Genomic DNA, 23,466 nt, shown 5'->3' with positions numbered 1-23,466 from the left:
CCACGTAGCACCATGACTGCCACCCACCTTCCTTACAGAACCTACCTTTACTTCCTGGCCCAATCCATCAACCTGACCACTGCCGTCATGTCTGTCACCATGGCTGCTTTGGTAGGTGGCAGTTTGGCTCCCGAGCCCTGGTTATCCACCGTGCCCTACGGTTTTCAGTTCCTGTTCGTGATGCTCTTTACCCTGCCCGCCTCCAGATTGATGGCTGCCATAGGTCGTAAGAAATCCTTTCTGCTGGCAAGTCTGCCTTTGGCTGCATCGGGGGTGGTGGGCTATTGGGCGATCGAAATGAAGCAGTTTTCCTGGCTGGTAGCCTCACACGCTCTGCTGGGAACCTATATTGCCTTTGCCAACTTCAATCGCTTTGCGGCCACGGACGGACTGAACAGCACCTTGAAACCACGAGCCATTTCATTAGTTGTGGCTGGCGGGGTGATTGCCGCCGTGTCTGGCCCGATGCTGATACGGGGTTTGAAAACCAGCAGCTTCGGACAGGAATTTGCCGCCTGCTATGCTGCCTTCACCGTACTGGCTGGGGTGTCGCTACTCCTGAATCTATTGATCAAGGAAGTGAAGCCGGTCCAGAGCACCACACTCAAAAAAACCAGTCGTGGCCAGACACTTGGGCTGGTGCTGCACAACAAGACTCTGGCCATTGCTATCTGCATTGCGGCCATAGGCTACGGCATCATGAATCTGCTGATGATTCAGGCATCCATGCATATGTCCCACCTTCATGTGCATTTCTCCGACATCAGTACCGCCATTCAATGGCACGTTCTGGCCATGTTTGCCCCCTCTTTTTTCACCGGCATTCTGATCCAAAGGTTTGGTCTGAAAACCATTGCCATCAGCGGCATCGTACTTTTGCTGCTTAGCAGTCTGATCAATATCGTGGCCCACGGCTATACAGCACTTAGCCTGTCTTTACTGATTTTGGGATTAGGCTGGAACTTCACTTATGTGGGCGGCAGTGCCTTGCTGAGCAACAGCCTGGAAGACAAACCGCAGGCTTTGGAAGTACAGGGCCTGAATGATCTGGGCGTTTCCATCTGCGCCACACTGGGTGCCTTTGCCCCCGCTTTTCTGTTCAGCTTTGCAGGCTGGAGCGGCACCAATACTCTGTCTGCCTCCATCTGCCTGTTGCTGCTGCTTCTGTCGCTGATCTACATCCCGCCCCAACAGTCAGGCAAGCCGTGAAAATCAGATAGTTCTTAATTTTTTGCCCGCATCCACATGGTCCAATTTCAGTGCAGCACAGACTCAGGCAGTGCAATCACATTGAGTGACCTCACCGTCCAACACAGGCAACACAGGCCTGCATTGCCGAACCTGGCTGCAACGCTCGAACCCAATGCTCGTCCCCTATAAAAGAACCTGAATAAAGATAGTCGAACGTCTCGAGGTGTTTATGCGATTCGCTGTTTCCGGCGCGGCCATTCTGGTCGCCTTTTTTCTTTCCGCTTGCCAAACTCCCCCCTCGATTCGGCCCGCCCAGGAATCCACCGTGTCCAGCAAGGAAGACAAGTGCTTTCAAGAGTTCGCCGCGCTGAAAGAGCTGGACCCCGTTTCCTATGAAAAATATCGACAGCAGATGCAGACCATTGATGAAAACTTTGGCATTTACAAAGCCAATGAATCCCTGATTGATGAAAATGCGTCTGAAATCATGCTGACCGAAGTCAACAAAATGCTTTCCCTGGTTTGCATCCGGATCAATAACGCCGTCTATACCAATATGGTCGATCGCGTTCAATCCCTGAACAAGCTATGAAAAAGTACTTCAACGCCGCCCTGTGCTGCACCTTGCTGATTTTCTATGAAGCCTCTCACTCAGTTGGAACAGGACTACTGGACCGTCTGGCCCAGGAAAACATCATTGGCGATGGTCTTGCGCGCCCCCAACCCACCCCAAATCCCATACAACTAAACACAGCCCCCTCTTTCGCTATCGATTCTGATGAGGACAAAAGCCACACCTTGCTCCGGAACGAACTGCATCAAGCCAACACTCAGTTGATCGCCTTGCAGCAGCGCCTGTCGGATACTGAAAACCTGAACAGCCAGCTACAACAGCAATTACAGCAGTTACAGGCAGAGCCGGACGGCTCTGTGGTCCTGGCGCCCATTGCTATCGATCAGGAGCAGAATCAAGCGCGGATCAAGGAATTAAGTCAGCGTCTGGAAGAGGAGCTGAACCAAAAGCATGCTTTGGCTTCAGAACTGGAAAGCCTGCAAAGAGATCGAAGCTTGGAGCTGTCCAATGGCCAGTCACAAAACAACCGGCTTGCCGCGAATGCGGCTGAAATCGCCACACTCAAGAAAGAAATTGATGGTCTGAAAGAAGCGAAACAGGATTTGCAGCACCGATTGGTCGCGCAGGCTCTTACTGCCAGCAAGGCCGACACTGCCGGGACGCCCAGGCGCATGATCGTAAATGATGCTGCCTCGCCGGATATCCGTCTTAGCTATGCCATCGGTGCCTGGTATGCGGACAGTGCGCCTCACGAGACGCAAAAGCTGGCCTCCATCGGCAAAAAACTGGACTTGCAAGCCTTCTCCCAAGGCTTCAGCGACAAGATAGACCAGCGCCTGCAACTGTCCTCCAGCATCATTTCTGTGGAGCTGGCCAACGTAGACAAGTTATTGGAACAAGCCATGCTGTCCAAGAACGAAAAGCAAGCCAAGTCTGTTCTTGCTGCGGCTGGGGCAGAAAAAGGAGCAGTCACAATGCCTGATGGTGTGGTCTACAAAATCTTGAGCAAGGGGAAGGCTCCCATGGTCACCGCTAGCAGCGATATCTTGTTTGAGCTGGATGAAGAACTAGGAACGGGTGAAGTGTTGGCGGCCAGGGAAAGCAAAACCAGCCTGACCAGGGATCTACCGCCACTTTTCCAAGATATCGTCAAACAGCTGGGTATTGGTGGTTCTGCAAGAATCCACATTCCTATCACCGAAGCTCATGCCGACACAGGCGTGCCGCCCGGCTCGGTATCAATCACCACGATCAAGATTATTGGCGTGAAATAAGGCTGGAGTAGCGGTACCGACCCTTTTTACATCAAGGACCAAGGAGCAGGTACCGGGTATCGAGTACCGGGTATCGAGTATCGAGTATCGAGTATCGAGTATCGAGTATCGAGTATCGAGTATCGAGTATCGAGTATCGAGTATCAGTATATTTTGAGCACAGGATGGCGGCTCCAACACAAAAAAGAGCCGCCAAACCTGTCACTTAACGAGCGGTATAGCCCCCGTCGGCCACCAGACATGCTCCCGTCATGAAGCTGGCCCCCTGCGACAGCAGGAAGGCAATAGCATGGGCAATTTCGTCAGAATGGCCCAAACGTCCAATAGGATGCTGAGTCACCAGATCAGCCCGCGCCGCCTCGTCGTATTCCGACAGAATCGGCGTATCCACATAGCCGGGATGGATCGTATTGATGCGTATGCCTTTGGAGGAGTATTCCAGCGCAGCGGCTCGGCTCAACCCCACTACCCCATGTTTAGCCGCGTTATAGCCGGGCAAACGGGCATTGGACACCAGGCCCATGATGGACGACATATTCACAATCGCCCCACCACCCGCTGCCAAAATAGCCGGAATCTGATAGCGCAAGCCATAGGCTACGCCATTCAGATTGGTATCGATCAGGCGATGCCAATCATCCAGATCCATCTCCCCAACCGGCTTGGAGCCGCCCAGAATGCCTGCATTATTGACAGCAAAGTGCAAAGCGCCGAAATGCTCAATGGCACAATCCACCAAGGCTTTCACTTGCTCGTGCTTGGTCACATCGGCTACTTGGGCTACCGCCTTGCCACCCGCTTGTTCGATCTCCTTGACCACCTCCTCCAGGGCACTACGATTTCTACCGGACACCACCACAGACAAACCATTCGCAGCCAGCACACGTGCGGTTGCAGCGCCAATACCTGACGTTGCCCCCGTCACCAAAGCAGAGTGACCAGAGAATGAGTACTTCATTGTGGAACTCCTTAAAAATAGGCCCCAGTAAAAGTGGGGCCCGGATTTTCGCTGGCTAATTTTGGATTGAAATACTGATTTTGTTCTCGCAGCGACGTGATCCCCCAACTCAAATAGAGGTGTAGCCCCCATCGGCCACCATGCAAGCACCCGTCATGAAGCTGGCACCATCCGAAAGCAGGAAAGCAATGGCATGGGCGATTTCATCCGCATGGCCCAAACGACCAATCGGGTGCTGGGCCACCAAAGCAGCGCGCGCGGCCTCATCAAAGCCCGACAGAATGGGGGTATCCACATAACCGGGGTGGATGGTATTGATGCGTATGCCTTTGGAGGAATACTCCAAAGCCGCAGAACGGCTCAGGCCGACGACTCCATGCTTGGCCGCGTTGTAGCCGGGCAATGTCGGATTGGCAACCAGGCCCATGATGGAAGACATATTCACAATGGCGCCGCCCCCTGCCGCCAAAATGGCGGGGATCTGATAGCGCAGGCCATAGGCTACGCCGTTCAGATTAATGTCGATCAGGCGACGCCAGCCATCCAGGTCCATTTCGCCAGCCGGGCCGGAATCCCCGCCCACACCGGCGTTATTGACGGCAAAGTGCAAGGCCCCGAAATGCTCAATGGCGCAATCAACAGCCGCCTTTACTTGATCAGGCTGGGTGACATCGGCCACATTGCCCACGGCCTTGCCACCGGCCTGCTCAATTTCCTTGACCACGGCCTGCACGGCATCAGCCTGTACGTCGGACACCACGACCGACAAACCATTGGCCGCCAGCATGCGGGCCGTGGCGGCACCAATGCCGGAGGCTGCACCCGTTACCAGAACAGAGTGGCCGGAAAATGAATACTTCATACTCAAAACTCCTTCAAAAATTCATTCACGCCAAATCTCAGGATTTGCGCTGACGAGTCCTGGACGGAGCGCCCGTGCTGGCAGGCTGAGCTACAGCCTTGCTCTGTCCGGATGCTGGCGATGGGCTCATGGCAGGTTTAGATACTGGCGATTTGCTTGTAGCAGGAGCTGCCGAGCTTGAAACGGCGGAGGCTGGAGTCCCAGCAACGCGGGTCGCTTTACCCGTTTCCTTGCTGGGCTCCGCCGATTTGGCCTGGGGTTTGGCCGCTGTATTACCCTCTGCTTTTGTCGTGGCGCCAACCTTGGTATCACCCATGGAGCGAGCAACAGGCTTGTCAGCTGCGGGCTTGGCGGCTGCTTTCACTGGTGCTGTTGCCGCTGTTTTAGCGGTCGTAGCTGGTGACGATGTACCAGTCGATTTCACGACCGTTTTCTGTACTGGCTGGGCCGCCGTTGGCTTTACTGACGCAGGAACAGCCGACTTCTTGGCCACTGCAGGCGTCGTTTTAACAGCTGCTTTCGTTGTGACCTTGCTTGCTGTTTTGGCGACGGGCTTGGTGCCTGCACTGCTCGATTTCTCGCCCTGCTCCTGCTGTTTGGCGGCCGACTCGAACAAGCCAAGAACTTCTTGGGAAGCTTGAGTTACCGCCTCGGAGGCAGGGTCTTGTTCGTCGATGGCGCTGATCAATTGCTTGATCAGGGATGCCACCAGACGAATTTCCTCGGGCGTCTGCTTGCTAAGCAAATGGGGAATCGCTTCCACGGCCTTATGACCGTGGTGCGCCAGCACCAGGGCCTGCTCGCGAATCGCAGCACGCATTTTTTCAATATCAAAATTGCCCGTGTCGTATTGCTCGCGCAAACGCATGGCGGCATGGTGATAACGCTCGTCCACGCTGTTGCGCTGCTTGGCTATATGGAACAAACCACGCAGTGCTGCTTCCAGCAAACCGCCTTCGTTCAACAAGCCATCCAATCTGTGCATTTGCTGGCGTACAAAGGCCAGATGCTCGGGCGAACTACCAGGATGGGGACGCGCCGGGATGGAATCGCCCGGTGCATGACCGGCCAGGGCCATCAGCAAAGGAGAGCCATAGACGGTGTCGAACCAGATCTGATAGATGCTGTCGCGGCGGTCACGATAATTATTCAAGACCCGTTCCATGGCCTGGGAGAAATTCTCCTGCGCCTCCAGGAAAGGATTATCCTCATCCACAGTCTGACGCTGCTGTGCGATATTCTCGGCCCATTGGTGGATCGTTGCGGCCCAGGGATGGGCGCTGGTCCAGGACTCGTAAGACAAGCGCATGGGATGCAATGCTTCCAGCAACGCGGCGGTATAAGGCGTAGTCAAAGCTTTTACCCAAGGCTGCAAGGTGCTCTTGTAAAAAGCCAGATTGATTTCCGACAGACGGGCAGCGGCAGCAAAGCGGCGATCAGATTCGGGATCAGGCTGCACAATCTCCGCAATTTCAGCCAGGCTGCTTTGACGCACCGACATCAGATAGGGGTCATTCAATAAGGTGTCGTCGTCGGGCGTTTCCTCGACAGTGGCCCGATAAATTCCGGCGGGCAACAGGTCAATTTGATCAATCGTGCTGGCAAATTTGCGGTGCTCTTTACTGCCCACACTGCCCGACACAAAAATACCCAGGTGCCCGATACGATCATGGGTCGTGAACACAATGGTCTGGTCGTGACTGCGTACATCATCGTCGTCCAGATACAAGTCAGTAATCCAGCCCAGGGCCTGTGCAGGCGGCGTGATGTTGTCGCCAAAGGAACTGAACACCACAATGGGCGAGCGAATATTGCGCAGGTCGATACGGATGCCATCCGACGTCAATAACTGGGCTGTAGACAGCTTGTTGCCAATGAACAGGTTGTCCACGATGTACTGCATTTCCACATCATTCAGAAAGACATAACCGCCCCAGTACTTCTCGAAACCGATATAGCGCTCGGCCTCGGTGTCGGCCTTGGCGTACACGTTGTACTGCTTGGACCACAAGGTATTGGCCGGGTCCAGGTTCTCGAAATTCTTGACCAGCCACGCACCATCAAAACGGCCATTGCCCAGGTCACTGGTCATGGCGGTCAGCCAGCTACCGCCCAGCAGACCACCGGCATAACGCATGGGGTTGCGACCGGCCCAATAGGAGACGGGCGCACCGGCCAGAATCAAGGGGCCAAACAGCTCCGGCCAGACGGCGGCGGCCATCATGACCTGCCAGCCCGCCTGACAATTGCCGATCACCACCGGCTTGCCCTGACTTTCCGGATGCAGCTCTGCCGCCTTGCTAACAAAGGCAGCATGGGCACGCATCACATCCTCGACGGTCTGGCTGGGAACAGGGTCCGGTAAAAAACCAACAAAGTAACAAGGGTGCCCGGCTTGCAGCGCAGCACCGATTTCACTGTCGGACTTGAAGCCACCGATCCCCGGCCCGTGCCCTGCCCTGGGGTCCACCACCAGGAAAGGACGTTTGCTGGGATCGGTAGGCTGATCTTCCGGTGCCAGAATGCGCACCATCAGATAGTTAACGGGTCGGGGAAGACTCAGGCCCGACATGACCAGTTCAGCCGGAAAGTTCAGCACATTGGGCACCTCAACCTTGCGTTGGGCCTGGTACTGATCCCCGACCTGACGCTCGATATCGGCATACAGAATGGCGCGCTGCCAGGCGTCCACCAGGTACGAGGAGACGGTCTGACCCAGGTTCCAGGGATTCATCATCCAGGAGGACCAGGCCGTGCTGTCGTCACGAGACTTATCTGTCATCATCTTCTCCCTTCCATCAGCTATCTGTTCAAGCGGCCTCAATAGCAATCGCTACGCCTTGACCACCGCCAATGCACAAGGTGGCCAGACCTTTCCGGGCACCACGGCGACGCATTTCATGAACCAAGGTCACCAGCACGCGCGCGCCGGAAGCACCAATGGGGTGACCCAAAGCGATGGCACCGCCATTGACGTTGACCTTGTCCATATCCCACTGCAAGTCTTTGGCCACCGCCAGCGATTGAGCGGCAAAGGCTTCGTTGGCTTCGATCAGGTCCAGTTGATCCAGTTCCCAACCCACCTTCTTCAAGACCTTGCGGCTGGCCGATACCGGGCCAATACCCATGATGGCCGGATCTACGCCCGTGCTGGCCCAGCCACGAATCCAGGCCAGAACGGGCAGGCCCAATTCCTTGGCTTTCTCTGCGCTGGCCAGCAAAAGTACGGCTGCACCGTCATTGATGGTGGACGCGTTCCCGGCGGTAACCGTGCCGTCTTTCTTGAAGGCAGGACGCAGCTTGGCCAAGGACTCCAGCGTGGTTTGGGCACGCGGCTGTTCGTCGGCCTCAACGCGCACAGGGTCGCCTTTACGCTGAGGTACGTCGATGGGGGTAATTTCGTCCTTGAAGCGTCCGGCTTCCATCGCGGCTACGGCTTTACGCTGGGACTCCACCGCAAAAGCATCTTGTTGTTCGCGGGTGATGCCGTAGCGCTCGGCCAGGTTTTCAGCCGTGATCCCCATGTGGTAGTTATGAAAAGCGTCGGTCAAACCGTCACGCAACAAGGTGTCGTCCATCATGGCGTGGCCCAGGCCCAAGCCGGTACGCGCCTTGTGTACAACAAAGGGAGCCAGGCTCATGCTTTCCTGACCTCCAGCCAGCACCAGATCGGCATCGCCCAGGGCGATGGCCTGAGCCGCCAGATGCACCGCTTTCAAGCCTGAACCGCAAAGCTTGTTCAGGGACATGGAGGGAACTTCATAAGGCAGGCCAGCGTTCACCGCGGCCTGACGGGCCGGGTTCTGACCAGCGCCGGCGGTCAGAATCTGGCCCAGAATAACTTCATCAATCTGTTCGGCTGCAACGCCCGTACTCTGGAGCACGGCACGAATCAGTTGTGCGCTCAAATCGTGGGCGGGCACCGTAGACAGCCCCCCTTGAAAACGGCCGATGGGACTACGAGTCGCAGCAACAATGGCGATATCTTTGTGCATATCCATTCCTTTCATAAGTCGCAGGCCCGACAAGCGGGCACATACAGGCAGCAGCCGAACCGGGTCGGACTTAATACATATGCTGGCCGCCATTCATGGCGACATTACTACCTGTCATAAATCCAGCTGCTTCGCTGGCAATAAAGGTGACCAGAGCGGCAATTTCCTCGGGCTTGCCCAGACGGCCGACTGGAATGCCCGCGATAATGCTGTTACGCACATCTTCAGGCACAGCCATGACCATTTTGGTGGCCAGATAACCAGGGGAAACTGTGTTCACGGTCACGCCCTTGCGCGCCACTTCCTGAGCCAAGGCCTTGGTGAAACCGTGCATCCCTGCCTTGGCGGCCGAGTAGTTGGTTTGACCGAACTGTCCCTTGCTGCCATTGATGGACGAGATATTGATCACTCGGCCCCAGGTACGCTCCAGCATGCCGTCAATAAACGGCTTGGTCACGTTGAACACCGAGTCCAGATTGACGCGCAGCACATCGTCCCACTTGTCTTTGCTCAGCTTGCGGAACGTGCCATCGCGCGTAATACCAGCGTTATTGACCAGGATGTCGACTTGCAGGCCGTCCTTCTCGATAGCTTGCGCCATTTGCTGGCACGATTCGAAATCGGCCACATCAACGTGATAGCCCTGAAACACATAACCTGCATCGGCCTGCTCTTTAAGCCAGACCTGGGCATCGGCCTCGCTGCGCGAGTGAGTCACCAGGACTTGATGGCCCGCATCATGCAGGGCACGGGCGATCTCTTGGCCCAGACCGCCCATCCCACCTGTCACCAAGGCCGTGCGTTTAACCGTAGACATACCGCTTATGCTCCCTTTTTAGTGTCAGAGGCGCTGGCAGCGTTTGCCCAAGGTGCGCCCCACTGCTTGAAAATATCCATCATTGGCACGGCCGCACTGGTATTGCTGACCACCGCCATCACCGACTTCTGCCAGGCTTCCAGCGCTTCCTGCAAACCGGAGGTGAACTCGGTCTGGTTCTGAATCGCTAATTGATTGATGGTCTGGCTGTCGTTAACGCCGTGCTGGAACAAACGCCAGAACGTGTCGGCGGGCAAGGTGGCCAAGGACTGCCAGTTAGCCGTTTGCAACAAGCCTTCAATCTCGGCCGTGGTCTGCTCCATGCTGCGCAAATTACTTTTCTGTACGGACTCCAGCCAACGATGGCCGCCCTCCTGCAGCAGGCGCGTGATACGCAGTTGCAACTCAACATTGGCCTTGTACAGATCCAGGGGAAGTGTTTCCATGCTCATCGAAATCTCCTTAAAGGAAAAAAGTGCCCCCTGACGGGGCCCAGTCCATCAAGCCATCTGAGAGATGGTGTTACGAAAACGCCGCAGTGACAGAAGGAACAACGCCGTCCCGATCACCAGCAGGGCTAAAAAGGGTTGCCATACCGTTTCAATGCCAGCCCCCCGGAACAAGATGGCCTGCCCCAGGGACACGAAGTGTGTAGTGGGAGCCAGTTGCATCAGGTTCTGAACAATTTCAGGCATGCTTTCGCGGGGGGTACGTCCGCCCGAGAGCAGGTTCATGGGCAGCAAGGTCAACATCAACAAGAGGCCAAACTGGGGCATGCTGCGCGACAAGGTAGCCAGATAAATCCCCATAGAAGTCATGGCAAACAGACACAGAACGGCGCCGCACAGGAACAAGGGAATGGAACCTTCGATAGGCACGCCCAGCAGACCTCGCACCACAAAATTCAGCGAAGCCGCCGTCGCCACCAGAACCACCAGTCCCATGGCCGTGACCTTGGACGCCATGATCTCGCCCGGTGTGACCGGCATCACCAGCAAGTGTTCGATCGTGCCGTGCTCGCGCTCCCGGATCAGGGCGGCTCCGGTCAGAATGATGGACAGCATCGCCACCGAGTTGATGACCTCGGCAATACTGCCGAACCAGGCTTTTTCCAGTGTGGGGTTAAACCGCACCCGCAAGGCCAGATCTACCGGCAAGGTGTCAATGCTGCGATACCGCCGCACAAACTCGTTAACCTCGCCCATCACCACCTGCTGGATGTAGTTATTGCCGGTAAAGGCCTGACTCATGCGGGTGGCGTCAATGTTCAACTGCACTTCGGGGCTGCGTCCGGCCAGCACATCGCGCTGAAAGTTCGGTGGAATGTTCAGCACAAAGGTGAACTGCCCCGTATCCATGCCCGAGTCCATTTCCCCATACTCGATCATGTGCGGGTGGATGAATTCAGGCGGATAAAAAGCCGACGTAATGCGCGCTGACAAGGGGCTCTGGTCCTGGTCCACAATCGCGATGGGCGCATTGTTCAAGGTTTCGGGCTGCGCGGTCGCGGAGGTGTAAATCGAGACCGAAAACACGTACACAATGAGCAGCAGCATCATGGGGTCGCGCGCCAGACTCCACAGCTCCTTGCGGCCCAGCAACAGTACATTCTTGAGTTTTCTCATCTCACTTCTCCTGCTTTTTCAGCAGCATGACCGCCGCGCCCAACACCACCGGAATGGCCAGCAACAAGGCAAACAAGGCCCCGTGCAGATCCGAGAACGTCAGCGCTTTGTTAAATACCCCGCGACTGATGTTGAACATATGCGTAGCCGGATAAATCTCGCCCGCCCAACGGCTGATCCCTTCCATGGAGGACACCGGGTTCAGCAAACCGGACAATTGCGTGGCGGGTAGCATGGTGCCGATCATGGCAAAGAACATGGCCGCGATCTGACTTTTCGTCACGGTGGAAGCCACCAGCCCCATGCCGGTAGAAATCACGCAAAACATCAAGGTGGCCACGCTCAAGGTCAGGAAGCTGCCCTTGATGGGTACATCGAACACCGTGATGGCCAAGAGGCACATGCACAGAAAGTTGATCATCGCCAGGCCGATATAGGGAATTTGCTTGCCCAGCAAAAACTCCACTCGGGTGACCGGCGTAACGTACAGGTTGATGATGGAACCCAGTTCCTTTTCACGCACCACGGACAATGCCGTCAACATCGCAGGCAACATCAGCAGCAGCACCGGAATCACGGCAGGCACCATGGCCGGCAAGCTCTTGACGTCCGGGTTGTAGCGGTAACGGTCCTGAATACTGGCGGGCACGACCAAAGCCCCTGCCCCCAGACGCTCCTTGGCTTGAGTAATCAGCCATTGCTGATGCATGGCCTTCACGTAGCCTTGAATGGTTTCGGCACGGGTAGGCATGGAACCGTCCACCCAGGCGGCGATTTCCGGCTTGCTGCCGCGCAGCACATCACGTCCAAAACCGGGCGGAATTTCGATCGCCAGCGCAATCTTGCCGCGCCGCATTCTGTCGTCCAGATCCTGGTAATCCGTTAAGGGGGCCTGCTCCAGAAAATAGCGCGAGCCGGACAGATTCAAGGCGTAGTTCTGGCTGATACTGGTCTGGTCGCGGTCCAGCACGGCGTAGCGCAAATCCTCTACGTCCAGCGTGATACCGAAACCCATCACAAACAGCAAAATCAGGGAACCGGCCAGGGCCAAAGTGGCTCGCACCGGATCACGACGCAGCTCCAGCGCTTCGCGCCAGGTGTAGCTCAGCAAACGCTGCAAGCTGAAGCGTTCGCGCTTTTCGCTATGAGCTTCGTTTGCCACCACTGCCTGTTCTGTCGCCGGTTCTACTTCAGGCTCGGGGCCACTGGCTTCCAGCAAATAACCAATAAAGGCTTCTTCCAGATCAGCGGCGCCGCGCTTTTTCACCAGGTTCGCAGGCGTATCGCTATCGAGCACTTTACCGGCATGCATCATGGACATGCGATCGCAACGCTCGGCCTCGTTCATGAAGTGGGTGGAGATAAAAATCGTGACCTTGTCGCGGCGGGACAACTCAATCAGCAAGCGCCAGAAATTGTCGCGAGCCACTGGGTCCACACCGGAAGTGGGTTCGTCCAGGATCAGCAGCTCTGGCTTATGCACCATGGCCACCGCCAAGGACAGGCGCTGGCGCATCCCCAAAGGAATGGCATCGGGCAAACGGTCCAGAATCTGGCCCAGCTCAAAACGCTCCACCATTTCCGCCACACGGCCTTCCACCTCGTCCTCGGGGACGTGGAACAACTGGGCGTGCAGCACCAGGTTTTGCCGGACCGTCAGCTCGCTGTACAGGGAAAAAGCCTGTGACATATAGCCCACACGACGGCGGGTATCGATGTCTTTGGGATCAACCTCGTGGCCAAACAACCAGGCCTGACCTTCGGAGGCAGGCAACAGCCCCGTCAGCATCTTCATGGTGGTGGATTTACCGCAGCCGTTCGAGCCCAGAAAGCCAAAAATTTCGCCACGACGTATCCGGAAGGACACATTGTCCACGGCGGTAAAGTCGCCAAAGCGAATCGTCAGCCCTTCGGCTTCAATGGCAATATCGTCGGCATCCACATCCAGTGGCGGGATTTCTACAGCCTTATGGCCTTGACGCTTGTCCTCGGGCAAGAGGCGAATAAAGGCCTGCTCCAGACTCTTGCTTTCCGTGCGCTCCAGCAGTTCCTTGGGCGAACCTGTTGCCAGAATCTGGCCGTCGTCCATGGCAACCAGCCAATCAAAGCGCTGGGCCTCGTCCATATAAGCGGTGGCGACAATCACGCTCATGCCGGGACGTTCGATGCGAATACGCTCGATCAGATCCCAGAACTGCTTGCGGGCCAAGGGGTCCACGCCGGTGGTAGGCTCGTCCAGCAGCAGAAAGTCCGGGTCGTGAATCAATGCGCAGCACAAACCCAACTTTTGCTTCATACCGCCCGAAAGCTTGCCTGCTGGCCGTGTCAGAAAAGGATGCAGGCCCGTGCTGCGCGTCAAATCATCAATTCGGCGACGGCGCTCGGCAGCATCGTGCCCGAACAATCGACCAAAAAACTGCAGGTTTTCTTCCACCGACAAGGTGGGATACAGGTTCTTGCCCAAGCCTTGAGGCATGTAGGCAATGCGCGGGCAAATCTGGTCGCGATGGCTTTTTTCCGCCATATCGCCACCCAGCACTTCAATACGGCCTTCCTGAATCACACGGGCGCCCGCCAGCAAGGACAGCAAGCTGGACTTGCCCACGCCGTCAGGACCAATCAGTCCGACCATGCAAGCGGCAGGCACATCCAGGCTTAAACGATCCAGTGCGAGCGTGTCGCCATAACGCTGGCTAAGTTCAACAACGCGAGCAACCGCCGCCGCTTGCTGCTTGGGCATGGTTTACTCCGTCAAGGTGGAAGTCAGCGACTCAGGCCAGCTGGCATTGGGGTCCAGCTTTACCCAGGCCACACCGGGCAAGCCGGTCTTGACTTGCTCCAGGTGCTTTTTCAACAGCTCGGGGGCAATCTGGGCCTTGACGCGGAACATCAGTTTTTGGCGCTCCGAGGCCGTTTCCACACTCTTGGGGGTGAACTGGGCGGAACTGGCCACGAAGGACACGGTAGCTGGAACCGGGATGTCCGGAATGGCATCCAGCACCAGACGCACCTCGGTGCCCAACGCCACCTTGCCGGCCACTTCGCTAGGCAGGAAGAAGGTCATATATACATCGGACAGGTCCAGCACATTCAGCACACGGCCACCAGCACCCAGTACTTCACCGGGCTGGGCGACACGAAACTGCACGCGGCCATCGCGGGGGCTAACCAATTCACTGTCGCGCAAGTCGGCTTCGATACGGGCCACAGCAGCCTTGGCGGCTTCCACGGCAGATTGGGCACCGATCAGCTGAGCTTTGGCAGCATTAATGGCCGCTTCTGCGGCATTGGCCTGGGCCTTGGTAGCAGCTACCGCAGCCTGGGCACCACGCACGCGGGCACGGTCATCATCCAGTTCCTGTGCCGAAGCGGCACCCTCTTTGGACAAGGTAGTGGAACGCGCCAGACGACGTTGGGCCGCGTCCAGTTCCGACTCACGTTGACCAATCAAGGCTTTGGCAGCGATGGCATCGCTTTCACGCAAGGCCACTTGGGCCTGAGAGGCCGCCACATTGTTTTCAGCCTGACGCAAACCAGCCACAGCTTCATCGCGGGCCGCTTCCAGACTGTCTTGCTGCATGATGGCCAGCACTTCACCTTCTTTCACGAAATCGCCCTCGTGGGCGGCGATGCTTTGGATACGTCCGGCAAACTTGGTGGAGATATCAATCTCGGTCGCCTCGATACGGCCATTACCACTGACAAAGCCAGCGCCAGGGCCGGTATTGGAGATTTTCTGCCATGCCCACCACCCCAGGCCCAGAACCCCGGCAACGATTAGGACAGGAACAAGATTTTTTTTCAAAGAGGATTGTTTGCTCATAGCTGGCTCGAGGATGGATCCGAATTAGAGGAGTTATGGGTGTTGGTCAGGGGCTCGGAGGGGTCCAGCCCACCGCCCAAGGCGCTATACATGGCAATCTGGCTGGCCAGGAGCGCGCGGCGCGTTTGCACCACTTGCTGCTCCACATCCAGCAAATCACGCTGCGCATCCAGCACTTCCAGATAGGCAGCCGAACCGTTGTCGTAACGCATCTGCGCCAGACGGGCGCGCTCGGTCTGGGCGTTTCGGGCGACCAGCTGAACGTCCAACTGCTGGCTTAACCAGTGGCGTGTCGACAAGGCGTCCGACACTTCACGAAAGGCGGTTTGAATAGCTTTCTCGTATTCCGCAATGCGCATGTCGCGACGCACATAGGAGGCGTCCAGATTCGCGCTGCGGCGGCCACCATCAAAGATGGGCAGGGAGATGGTTGGAGCAAACATCCAGGCCTTGCTGCCGGAATCAAACAAACCATCCAGCTCGGCGCTGGCGGTGCCGAAATTGCCAGTCAAGGCAATACGGGGGAAGAAAGCGGCACGGGCAGCCCCAATATTGGCATTGGCGGCACGCAACTTGTGTTCAGCCGCAATAATGTCGGGACGCCAGACCATCAGGTCCGAAGGCAAACCGGGGGACAGCTCGGCCAACATGATGTTTTCATTCAAAGGCGCACCGGTTGGAGACACGCCCGGATCGGCCCCCAGAAGCTGTTGCAAGGCATGTAGTTGCACCGCACGTTGCTGTTCCAGCTGGGCCAGCATGGACTGAGCCTGCGTCAGCAAGGTTTGCACCTGCGTCACATCCAGCTTGGACGTTGCGCCAACTTCATAACGACGGGAGAAAATGCGGTAAGACTCCTGACGAGTCTCTACACTTTTGCGGGCGATCTGCACGCGTTCGTCCAGCTCGCGCACCACAAGATAGTTATTGGCCACTTGCGAGACCAAAGCGACATGCACGGCTTGTCGGCCTGCCTCGGTAGCCAGCCAGCCTTGCAAGGCGGCATCTTCAAGGCTACGTACGCGGCCCCATAAATCCAGCTCCCAACTGGTCAAACCGACCTGGGCACGATAATCACCACCTGTCACCGCCTGGCCGCTGGGGTTCATGTCCCCAGGCACACGCGAGCGAGCAGCTTGCCCCCCTACGGTAAATTCAGGAAAGCGTTCGCTGCGCTGCAAATTCAGCATGGCACGGGCTTCGTCCACCCGTAAAACAGCCACGCGCATATCGCGGTTATTTTCCAGCGCAGTCTCAATGAGCTTGCTCAGAACCGGGTCTTTAAAGTATTCGCGCCAACCCAGATCACGCGCTCGCACCGCATTGGCCGGGCCTGCGGACAGGTCCGAGTAAGCCTGTGGAACGGGGGAAGCGGGCTGATCGTAATCGGGTGCCATCGAGGCACAACCCGCCAGGGTGACCAGCAAGGCAGCCAGCGCGAAATGAGGGCGACGCGCAGCGCTTCGGTGCTTGAGACTCAAATCGTAGGTCTGTGGGGCCATTGGAAAAAATGCCTAATGAGAAAAAGGGAACTGCCGTCAAGGCAAAACAGCACGTCAGCGATGGGCTTTGCGCCTATCGCCGACATCAAACAGAGCGACAAGCTCACCATTTAGCGAGCTTGTATGAACTGACTGCTTACTTCACTAATACGTATTGACCGGGAGCCGGGCCGATTGGGGCGTAGCCCTGTTTGGCGGCACCCATTTGCGGTGGTTTCACCTCCGCTCCCGAGCGCGCCTTGAGCCATTCCGTCCAGGCGGGCCACCAGGAACCCTGATGCGAGGTGGCTTGTGCCTGCCAGTCGTCCACCAGAACAGGCGCAGTGCCCGCCGCGCGGGTCTGAATCTGATATTTGCGACGCGGATGGCCCGGTTCGCTGACAATCCCGGCGTTATGCCCACCTGTGGTCAATACAAAGGTGATTTCGGCAGGCACCAGATAATGCAACTTGTAAACAGAGCGCCAGGGGGCAACGTGATCGGAAACAGTACCGACACAAAAAATAGGCAAATTAACCTGCGCCAGAGAAACAATACGGCCTTCAACCGGATAGCGGTTTTGACTTAAATCATTATTCAAATACATGCGGCGCAAATATTGCGAATGCATGGTGGCGGGCATACGCGTGGCGTCTGCATTCCAGGCCATTAAATCGTTCAAGGGGCGGCGTTCGCCCAATAAATATTTATTAACCATGGGCGCCCACAATAAATCAGCGGAGCGCAGCATTTGAAAAGCGGCTTCCATCTGATTGGCGCGCAAATAGCCCTCGTCGGCCATCTGAGCTTCCAGCAGGCTGACCTGACTTTCGTCAATGAACAGGGACAAATCGCCCGGCTCGGAAAAGTCGGTTTGGGCCGCAAAGAACGTCAGGGAGGCAAGCCTGTCGTCCCCATCGCGTGCCATGGCAGCCGCGGCAATCGCCAGCAAGGTGCCGCCCAGGCAATAACCGGTGGCGTGGATTTTCTGGCCGGGAACAATGGCGTTGACAGCATCCAGGCTGGCCTTCCAGCCCAGGCGAATGTAGTCGTCCATCCCGAAGGCATGATCTTCGGCAAGCGGGTTTTTCCAGGACAGGCAAAACACCGTGTGGCCTTGATCCACCAGGTATTTGATCAGGGAATTTTGTTCGGACAGATCCAGAATGTAGTACTTCATGATCCAGGCCGGAACGATCAGCACAGGCTCTGGATGGACCTGCTTGGTAGAAGGCGTGTACTGGATCAGTTCGACCAGCTCGTTACGTAGTACCACCTTGCCCGGCGTGGCCGCCACATCCTTGCCGACCACAAAATCTTCGGTGCCTACGGGCGGTTCACCCGCGAACTGGGCCTGCATATCCTGCTGCCAGTTCTCCAGGCCACGGCTGAAGTTATCCCCCTGTTCTGCAAGGGTTTTATCCCACACCAAGGGGTTGGTCCAGGCAAAGTTACTGGGGCTGAGCATGTTCAACCATTGCTCAACACCAAAGGCAATCAGTTTTTGATGATGAGGCTCCACACCGGCTACGCCTTCCGTGGCACTTTGCCACCACTGCTGCTGCGCCTGATAGGTTTGTCGCAGCAAATTAAAAGGCCAACGATCCCAGGCGGGGTCGGAAAAGCGGCGGTCGGTATAGGCAGGCGCTGCAGCTTGTTTTGAGGTTTGGGGAGACAACTGGGCTGATGCGGCCAGCTCCTCGCTCCATTCACGAAATAGCTGTTCCCACTGACGTTGCGCCAACTGACGCAACTGTTCTTGTTTGCCAGGGCTAAGGGCCAGATGACGCATCCAGTCCATCCAGGCAAGAAACTGCGATTCGGGGGAGATGGAACTCCAGATACGAGCCCAGGCGGCTCGTGCGGATGCGTCTAACTGTTCAGTCTGATCAAGGGACTGCCTGCTAACCATTGCCACTCCGCAAAAAGTACATACAAAAAACAGATACGACTGCTTAGTCTTTTTAACAATACACCAGTTTACATCTAAACTTTTTGTATGCAGGCCTTTTAATAAAGAGCCATAAAAAACCTTTGCGTTAGATCAAGTTCATGGCAGATAAAAAACGACCAGCCTCAACCACATTTGTTGTTATACCGTGCCTGTTATGGAATAGGGAAATAAAAAAAAGTGGAAAAACAAATAAAGCCTCACTAAAAAAACTCAGGCTTTAAAAAACAAAGGCGATGCAATCCAGTGAAACAAGCGGTAACCCAGACTCATGGCACAACTATTATTTCCACAGCAATGTGACAAAACAAGCACAGCCCCTCGTCAAGCCCTCCAGCCGCAGCCAGGCTGGCTTGCCATCGGCCTGGGACAAGTGGCCTGATATACTGCAAGCCCCATATCTTGCCCATCCCCACAGGATGACATGACAGACACGCACCAAAATAAACCTTCTAAAAACGAAAGCACAAACAAGCGACGTTACCTACCGTCAGCTGAGCGCAAACGCGAAATCCTGAAAGCCGCTTTTGAAGAGTTTTCTCATCGGGGATTTCTGGGCACTTCGCTGGAGCGCATCGCCGCGCGCGCCGGGATCTCCAAGTCCGGCATCTACGCGCACTACAGCAGCAAAGATGAAGTGTTCGAGGACATGCTCCACAGCACTCTGCTGCCACCTGATGGCAATACCTTTGAGTTGTCCGATACCTCCGAGGCAGACACCCTGTCCTGTATCGTGGATGAGTACCTGCACCAGTTGTATGAACGCCTGTCCAACCCGGACGTGCAAGCCATGTTCAGGCTTTTGATGACAGAAAGTGGCCGCGTGCCGGATCTGGCTCATTACTGGGGCAAACAGCTCCTGAGCCAGAACTACACCGCCAATCAGGCGTTTTTTGAACTGGGCATACAGCGAGGTCTCATCCGCCCTGACGTCAGTCCCTCCGACTACATCCTGGCCGCCTCTCCCTCCCTGATGTGGCTGATGGTTTTGCTGGTTCTGGGACCACAGAACTCGCCCGTGCCCTTTGAAGAAGTACATCAGTTGCACAAGCGCTTGCTGATAGAGTGCCTGCAACCTGCATCGGCCTAAGGGCTGCTCATCAAGAACAAGCCAAACAAGTTCGTCTGCTTTGGCAAGCGGGCTTGTTTGAGCCTCTGCATGCCCCCTACCCCTTGGTTGTGCCATAAGCCTCATCAAGGCAGACGTATAAGCGCGTCTGATGCACACGCTACACTTGCGGGCAACAACCATTCCATCGAACCGCAACTGACCGTACAATAGTCGGTTGCAGTCCATTTTCAATGGGTTCCCTCACCCCATTCACCAAAAAGGTCCAGACATGACTCTGCCTACCGTGCCGTCTTCACGGCTGTCGTTCTACGTACGACTTCTGATTGCCTTTCACATTTTTATTGTGATTGCCAGCAATTATCTGGTTCAACTTCCTATTGAACTGTTCGGCTTCCATAGCACCTGGGGAGCCTTCAGCTTTCCCTTTGTTTTTCTGGCTACCGACCTGACCGTCCGCTTGATGGGCAAGTCCGAAGCGCGCCGCGTGATTACCCGCGCGATGTTTCCAGCCCTGATCGCCTCTTATGTGGTCTCGGTGCTTTTTAATGAAGGGCAGTTCAACGGCTTGCAAGCACTGGGCGAATTCAACAGCTTTGTGTTCCGTATTGCCTTGGCCAGCTTTGCCGCCTATGTATTAGGGCAACTGCTGGATGTACAGGTCTTTGATCGCATCCGTCGCGACTACAAACAATGGTGGCTTGCTCCAGCGGCCGCCTCGATCTTTGGGCAGGCACTGGATACCTTGGCCTTTTTCGGCATCGCTTTCTGGCACAGCAGCAATCCCTTCATGGCCGAACACTGGGGCGAGATCGCCGTCGTCGATTACGTCATCAAACTGGGCGTCAGCCTGCTGCTGTTTGTACCTATGTATGGCGTACTGCTCAACTCCCTGATCAGCACCATGAAGCGCCGCGCCCTGAGCACCGCACAGGTCAAAGCATGAAGCCGCACACTCCCCGCCGCCGGGCACTGGTTCTCTTTTCGGGCGGACAGGATTCAGCCACCTGTCTGGCCTGGGCTTTGGACTGCTTTGCCTTTGTAGAAACCGTGGGCTTTGACTACGGCCAGCGCAACCATGCGGAATTGCAGTGTCGACAGACACTAAGAGACAAGCTTTGCCAGCAGTTCCCGCACTGGGCAGAGCGCCTCGGGCAAGACCATGTGCTCGATGCCAGCGTCCTGGCTCAGATAGGCGGCAGCGCCATGACTGAATCCATGACTATCGCCATGCAGGAAGATGGTCTGCCCAATACCTTTGTGCCGGGTCGAAACCTGCTGTTCTTTACCCTGGCTGGCGCCCTGGCCTACCGTCGGGGACTGGATACGCTGGTTGGCGGCATGTCTGAAACCGATTATTCGGGCTACCCGGACTGCCGTGACAACACGCTGAAAGCACTGCAAGTGGCATTAAGCCTGGGGATCGAGCGCCCACTGACCGTGGAAACACCACTGATGTGGCTGGATAAAGCAAATACCTGGGAGCTGGCCCACCAGTTGGGCTCGGATGCTTTAGTGAAGCTGATTCAGGAAGACAGCCATACCTGTTACCAGAACGAGCGGGAAACCCTGCATGACTGGGGATATGGCTGCGGGCAATGTCCGGCTTGTGAGCTGCGGGCGAAGGGGTATGGAGATTGGAAGTTGAGGGGCTGATCGCCTCGCTACTTCTTGCAACGGCACGGGTGAAGAACACGATACACACGCCGTGCCGCATTGCAGGACTGCATTGCTCTGACTAAAAATATCAAAAAAGACAAAAGATAAATCAAGGCCGGAATTCCAAAATAACGCTGAGACTTCACCCCTGATTTCAAACTGGAGAAATAAGCTCCTGACTGAACAGAATTGCAAATATAGTCAATTTCATTCTGAAAGAGAGGCGTCTCTGACCTCCTTGTCTCCAGCGAACAATCCGCTATATTAAAAACCCATCGCTTACCATCCGGAGCAAGAAGCGATCTCATACCCTGCTCTCCCTGCCAAGCCCAAACCTCGCTTCCTTTAAACTTGACAATAGCCTCAGAGCCAAAAGACAAAATAGAAGCGGGAGCCACAAAAAGGCCAAGAAGAACAATAAAGACGAACAAAACTCCCATCTGAAAATAACCAGGATTTTTCACATCCTGCTCTGGCCAATTAACCCAATCCCCAGCTTTACCCAAAGTTCTCAAGGGGATAGCAACGCTATCTGCCCACTTAATCGCTTGGTGCGTATCCTTCACCGTACGAATTCCCTGCCCCCTAGCCATTCCAAACATCACCTTGAAGCGCTCAACATCCAACGTATTTTTCCGTGTGGAGTCCAGATAAGAATCGTAAAATTCCTCTCGATGAAAGACAGTCCAAAGCTTATTGAAAAATATAAAATAAGCACGATTAAAGAAAAGAAAAAGAAAGCCAATAATAATAAAACTGAAAAATATAAAATTAGCAACAGAAGAGAAAGAGTAAAAAACAGAAGACATTAAATTCATAAAAAAACCCAACCACCAAAGTGGCTGGGCTCCTATAAAAAATTAATTAAATCACAGCTGCGCTGGCTCCGTCTGCACCTGATACACCGGATAGCTTCGGCACAGGTTCACAATTTTTTCCCGAATCTCGTGCTTGACCTTATCTAAAGTGCCAGCCTCGTAGGCATCAAGCACATCACACAAGTAATGCGCCAGCTGCTCGCAGTCCTTCACCGTAAAGCCACGTGTTGTTACAGCCGGCGTTCCGATACGAATACCCGAGGTCACCATGGGCGAACGGGGATCATTGGGCACCGAATTCTTGTTCACGGTGATATAGGCATCTGCCAAGGCATCACTGGCCTCTTGCCCGGTGTAGGGCTTGGTCGACAAGTTGATCAGCATCATGTGGTTATCTGTCCCGCCTGACACGATGTTGTGACCACGCTGCATCAGTACCGCCGCCATGGCACGGGCATTACGCACCACGTTTTGCTGATAGGTACGGAATTCCGGCTGCAGAGCCTCTTTGAAAGCAATGGCTTTGGCCGCGATCAAGTGCATCAATGGGCCGCCTTGCACGCCGGGGAATACAGCGGAATTCAGACGTTTGTAGAAATCTTCGCTTTGCCCTTTAGCCATGATCACGCCACCACGTGGACCGCGCAGGGTTTTGTGCGTTGTGCTGGTGACTACATGGGCGTGTGGCAAGGGGCTGGGGTACTCACCCGCCGCCACCAGACCAGCTACGTGGGCCATATCCACCCAGAACCAGGCACCGACCTTGTCAGCAATCTGGCGCATACGCGCCCAATCCTTCACACGCGAATAGGCGGAGAAACCACCAATCAGCATTTTGGGCTTGGTCTCGATAGCAATGCGCTCCATTTCGTCGTAATCGATCAGCCCGGTTCGGGTATCAACTCCGTAAGGAACAATGTTGTAAAGACGCCCGGAAATGTTGATGGGGTTACCGTGGGTCAGGTGACCACCCTGAGCCAGGTTCATCCCCATCACCGTATCGCCCGGTTTGAGCAAAGCCAGGAATACTGCAGTGTTAGCCTGCGCTCCAGCATGAGGCTGTACGTTGGCGTAATCACAATCGAACACCGCTTTCAGACGCTCGATAGCCAGACGTTCGGCTACATCTACAAATTCACAACCGGCGTAGTAACGCTTGTCCGGGTAACCCTCGGCGTATTTGTTGGTAAACACGGAGTTCTGAACCTGCATAACCAAAGGGCTGGCGTAGTTTTCCGAGGCAATCAGTTCTACGTGATCTTCCTGACGGCTTTCTTCGCCCTGAATGGCCTGAGCCAATTCCTTGTCGAATTCAGCCAGGCTGAGTGTGTTGTCGTACATCGCTTTTCCTTAAAAAAATTTCTACCCA

The 23,466-nt window shown here is 55.6% G+C and carries 19 protein-coding genes; 6 read left to right on the top strand and 13 right to left on the bottom strand.

The window, feature by feature from the left end; genetic code table 11:
• Positions 1-12 precede the first annotated feature (12 nt).
• From WFM49_RS00550 to WFM49_RS00540, 3 genes are all read left to right on the top strand, one after another.
• A complete protein-coding gene (locus WFM49_RS00550; protein ID WP_336971167.1) occupies positions 13-1,209 on the top strand; it encodes an MFS transporter in 1,197 nt (398 codons plus the stop codon).
• Positions 1,210-1,420: 211 nt separating this feature from the next.
• Complete coding sequence (locus WFM49_RS00545; protein WP_250755981.1) at positions 1,421-1,783, top strand: hypothetical protein; 363 nt, start codon at positions 1,421-1,423, stop codon at positions 1,781-1,783.
• Positions 1,780-3,039, top strand: a complete 1,260-nt coding sequence (locus WFM49_RS00540; protein ID WP_336971164.1) for an FKBP-type peptidyl-prolyl cis-trans isomerase N-terminal domain-containing protein — start codon at positions 1,780-1,782, stop codon at positions 3,037-3,039. The genes WFM49_RS00545 and WFM49_RS00540 overlap by 4 nt, the downstream gene beginning before the upstream one ends.
• A gap of 205 nt (positions 3,040-3,244) precedes the next feature.
• Here the strand turns inward: WFM49_RS00540 and WFM49_RS00535 are convergent, their stop codons facing one another.
• From WFM49_RS00535 to WFM49_RS00485, 11 genes are all read right to left on the bottom strand, one after another.
• Positions 3,245-3,997 (bottom strand): SDR family NAD(P)-dependent oxidoreductase, encoded by a 753-nt coding sequence (locus tag WFM49_RS00535; RefSeq protein WP_250755983.1) that lies wholly within the window; start codon positions 3,995-3,997, stop codon positions 3,245-3,247.
• Positions 3,998-4,106: 109 nt separating this feature from the next.
• Positions 4,107-4,859 carry an SDR family NAD(P)-dependent oxidoreductase gene (locus tag WFM49_RS00530; protein WP_060186352.1) on the bottom strand — a complete coding sequence of 251 codons (753 nt, stop codon included), beginning with the start codon at positions 4,857-4,859 and terminating at the stop codon, positions 4,107-4,109.
• Between the two features lie 37 nt (positions 4,860-4,896).
• Positions 4,897-7,644 carry a DUF3141 domain-containing protein gene (locus tag WFM49_RS00525; RefSeq protein ID WP_442893017.1) on the bottom strand — a complete coding sequence of 916 codons (2,748 nt, stop codon included), beginning with the start codon at positions 7,642-7,644 and terminating at the stop codon, positions 4,897-4,899.
• Positions 7,645-7,669: 25 nt separating this feature from the next.
• On the bottom strand, positions 7,670-8,854 hold the full coding sequence (locus WFM49_RS00520) for an acetyl-CoA C-acetyltransferase (RefSeq protein ID WP_254498920.1): 1,185 nt from the start codon (positions 8,852-8,854) through the stop codon (positions 7,670-7,672).
• A 70-nt stretch (positions 8,855-8,924) separates the two neighbouring features.
• Positions 8,925-9,671: an acetoacetyl-CoA reductase gene (gene phbB / locus WFM49_RS00515; RefSeq protein ID WP_009459304.1), complete on the bottom strand. Its 747-nt coding sequence runs from the start codon at positions 9,669-9,671 to the stop codon at positions 8,925-8,927.
• 5 nt (positions 9,672-9,676) lie between these two features.
• A complete protein-coding gene (locus WFM49_RS00510; protein WP_235484280.1) occupies positions 9,677-10,117 on the bottom strand; it encodes a phasin family protein in 441 nt (146 codons plus the stop codon).
• A 54-nt stretch (positions 10,118-10,171) separates the two neighbouring features.
• Complete coding sequence (locus WFM49_RS00505) at positions 10,172-11,296, bottom strand: ABC transporter permease (protein ID WP_021446932.1); 1,125 nt, start codon at positions 11,294-11,296, stop codon at positions 10,172-10,174.
• 1 nt (position 11,297) lies between these two features.
• Complete coding sequence (rbbA, locus tag WFM49_RS00500; protein WP_254498919.1) at positions 11,298-14,036, bottom strand: ribosome-associated ATPase/putative transporter RbbA; 2,739 nt, start codon at positions 14,034-14,036, stop codon at positions 11,298-11,300.
• A gap of 3 nt (positions 14,037-14,039) precedes the next feature.
• Positions 14,040-15,119: an HlyD family secretion protein gene (locus WFM49_RS00495; protein WP_336971158.1), complete on the bottom strand. Its 1,080-nt coding sequence runs from the start codon at positions 15,117-15,119 to the stop codon at positions 14,040-14,042.
• Positions 15,116-16,621 (bottom strand): efflux transporter outer membrane subunit, encoded by a 1,506-nt coding sequence (locus WFM49_RS00490; protein ID WP_009459317.1) that lies wholly within the window; start codon positions 16,619-16,621, stop codon positions 15,116-15,118. The genes WFM49_RS00495 and WFM49_RS00490 overlap by 4 nt, the downstream gene beginning before the upstream one ends.
• 136 nt (positions 16,622-16,757) lie before the next feature.
• Positions 16,758-18,512: a PHA/PHB synthase family protein gene (locus tag WFM49_RS00485; RefSeq protein WP_336971156.1), complete on the bottom strand. Its 1,755-nt coding sequence runs from the start codon at positions 18,510-18,512 to the stop codon at positions 16,758-16,760.
• A gap of 463 nt (positions 18,513-18,975) precedes the next feature.
• On the opposite strand from WFM49_RS00485, the gene WFM49_RS00480 reads away from it, so the two are divergent.
• The 3 genes from WFM49_RS00480 to queC all read left to right on the top strand — a co-directional run bounded on the left by WFM49_RS00480 (position 18,976) and on the right by queC (position 21,276).
• A complete protein-coding gene (locus WFM49_RS00480; protein WP_009459318.1) occupies positions 18,976-19,641 on the top strand; it encodes a TetR/AcrR family transcriptional regulator in 666 nt (221 codons plus the stop codon).
• Between the two features lie 250 nt (positions 19,642-19,891).
• Positions 19,892-20,566, top strand: coding sequence for a 7-cyano-7-deazaguanine/7-aminomethyl-7-deazaguanine transporter (locus tag WFM49_RS00475; RefSeq protein WP_022983354.1), 675 nt, complete (start codon positions 19,892-19,894; stop codon positions 20,564-20,566).
• On the top strand, positions 20,563-21,276 hold the full coding sequence (gene queC / locus WFM49_RS00470) for a 7-cyano-7-deazaguanine synthase QueC (RefSeq protein ID WP_336971154.1): 714 nt from the start codon (positions 20,563-20,565) through the stop codon (positions 21,274-21,276). The genes WFM49_RS00475 and queC overlap by 4 nt, the downstream gene beginning before the upstream one ends.
• Before the next feature lie 8 nt (positions 21,277-21,284).
• Here queC and WFM49_RS00465 read toward each other — a convergent pair whose 3' ends face one another.
• Together WFM49_RS00465 and glyA are read right to left on the bottom strand one after the other, a co-directional pair.
• The gene (locus tag WFM49_RS00465) at positions 21,285-22,097 is read right to left on the bottom strand and encodes a DUF6216 family protein (RefSeq protein ID WP_336971152.1); all 813 of its coding nucleotides are present in this window, start codon (positions 22,095-22,097) and stop codon (positions 21,285-21,287) included.
• A gap of 51 nt (positions 22,098-22,148) precedes the next feature.
• Positions 22,149-23,438, bottom strand: coding sequence for a serine hydroxymethyltransferase (glyA, locus tag WFM49_RS00460; protein WP_021446937.1), 1,290 nt, complete (start codon positions 23,436-23,438; stop codon positions 22,149-22,151).
• Positions 23,439-23,466: the final 28 nt, after the last annotated feature.

Origin of the sequence: Alcaligenes sp. PF14 (genome assembly GCF_037150615.1) — a bacterium.
GTDB classification, from domain to species: Bacteria; Pseudomonadota; Gammaproteobacteria; order Burkholderiales; family Burkholderiaceae_B; genus Alcaligenes; species Alcaligenes phenolicus.
This window is presented reverse-complemented; position numbering and strand designations above follow the sequence as displayed.